This is a genomic window from uncultured Campylobacter sp. (genome assembly GCF_937997595.1).
Taxonomy (GTDB): domain Bacteria; phylum Campylobacterota; class Campylobacteria; order Campylobacterales; family Campylobacteraceae; genus Campylobacter_B.
Genome location: NZ_CALKTS010000034.1, coordinates 1 through 1,722 on the forward strand (window position 1 = coordinate 1; position 1,722 = coordinate 1,722).

Here is a 1,722-nt window from a genome sequence, read left to right on the forward strand (position 1 = left end):
TACTTGACGTCGTAGCCGAAGAGCATCATCACGGGCACCACGACCGTGCCGCCGCCGATACCGAAAAACCCGCTGATAAAGCCTACCGCAATGCCGATTAAAATGTATTCAAAAAACATCCATATTCCTTTATTTCAGCCCCTTTGATCTCGCTGAATTTCGCTTTTTGCGGCTTGTTTTAAATTTTATCGCTTGCAAGCCTTTAAATTTAAGCCTTATAGCCGTTTTGCTTCGCGCATCCATTCGCGGTATTGCTCGCGCGAAATTTTTACGTTTTCATATCGCAAGGCGTCCGCGCGAAAGCATTTTAGGCTCAGTTCATTACCCTCAAAGCCCGCAAAATCAGCCTGCTCGTAGATATCGTAGCCGCCCTGTATGCAGTCTAAAACGTCTACATATCTCTGCTCTTCGCTCATCGGCTCGGCAAAACTCACCAAATGCACGCCGTTTGGAGCGCCCCAGTAGCAACCGCTCACGACCAGCGCGTCCCAATCCCGCAGATAGCGCGCACCGCTTAAGATAAAGCTCTCCTTGCCGAGCGTCCAGGCGTCCGGCACGAAGCGCATGATCCGCCCGCGATCCAGTTCAAGCACGCTGTAGCCGTATATATCCTGGCGAAAGACGAGGTAAAATTTTCCGTTTGCGTGGCGGATCAGGCTGAAAAATTCCGCCCGATCGTCTATGTAGCGCCAGGTTTTTATCGCGCGGCTTTTGAGATGGGCTACGCAGCCGCCGTTTCCATCGTCTATGCGGCGTAGGCTTTTTATCTGCGGCGCGCCAAACAGCGCGTATTCGCCGCCGCTAAAGATTGTCGCGCCGAGCCTATATGCGTCCTTTACGATCTCATATCCACCGCTTAAATTTATCGTTTGGCACCGGGTAAAATTTTGCCCCTCGAAAAGAGCTTCCGCCTGCTTGATACGCGCCAGGTACCGCGCGGAATTTACGGCGTTTGCCATCGTGCGCTCCTTAAAATTTTATGCGGGCGGGTTAAATTTTGCGCTGCCTCAAACGGCTCGCGCTTCTTGAATTTCATGCGAACCGAATAAATTTAGCCTCGCTAGTCGGCAAAATTTGACCGCTAGGCGGCAGAGCTCAATCATTTGGCGGCTACTAAGTGCAATCCGTGAGCGCTATGCACCCGCGCCTAAATTTTAAATCTCGCTTTGCCAATTTTTTAAAATTTATCCGCAGTTTCGGCGCTCTGCGAATACTTGCGATACCGCGCCGTCTTTAAATGCTCGCGCACAAGGACCTGAAATTTTACGAGCGTTTGAAATTTCGCGGCGTCTAAATTTCACGATATTTAAAATTCCACGACGTTTTAAAATCCCACGAAAATCCGAAATTTCGCGAGTATTTGAAATTTCGCAACCTTTAAATTCCGCTAGCACTTTAAATTTTATCCAATGCGAACGGGCAAACCGCTCGGACGGGCAGGCCGCTCAAATTTGCTAGCCCGCGCCGTGCCGCTAGCTATCACTCAAAATTTACTCCCCAGAATTTTGCTCCTATCAAGAGCGCAATAATCTCGCCACCAGCTATTACTCAAATTTACTCTCCTCCGCAGTGCCGCTAGTGTATAAATTTAAAATTTTACTCGCCCGAGGCGCTGCGAATATTACTCGGATTTATCCCCCTCCTTGGCGCCCGAAATTTTATCCAGCACCTTTTTGCCGACCTCGCTTTGATTTAGCGCTTCGAGCATCGCGGCTAGCTGCG

At 49.8% G+C, this 1,722-nt stretch carries 2 protein-coding genes; both read right to left on the bottom strand.

Features of this window, described 5'->3' with window-relative positions; genetic code table 11:
* Positions 1-215 precede the first annotated feature (215 nt).
* Complete coding sequence (locus tag Q0614_RS01270; protein ID WP_298785934.1) at positions 216-959, bottom strand: hypothetical protein; 744 nt, start codon at positions 957-959, stop codon at positions 216-218.
* 225 nt (positions 960-1,184) lie between these two features.
* Entirely contained in the window at positions 1,185-1,394 is a 210-nt protein-coding gene (locus Q0614_RS01275) for a hypothetical protein (RefSeq protein WP_298785936.1), read from the bottom strand.
* Positions 1,395-1,722 lie beyond the last annotated feature (328 nt).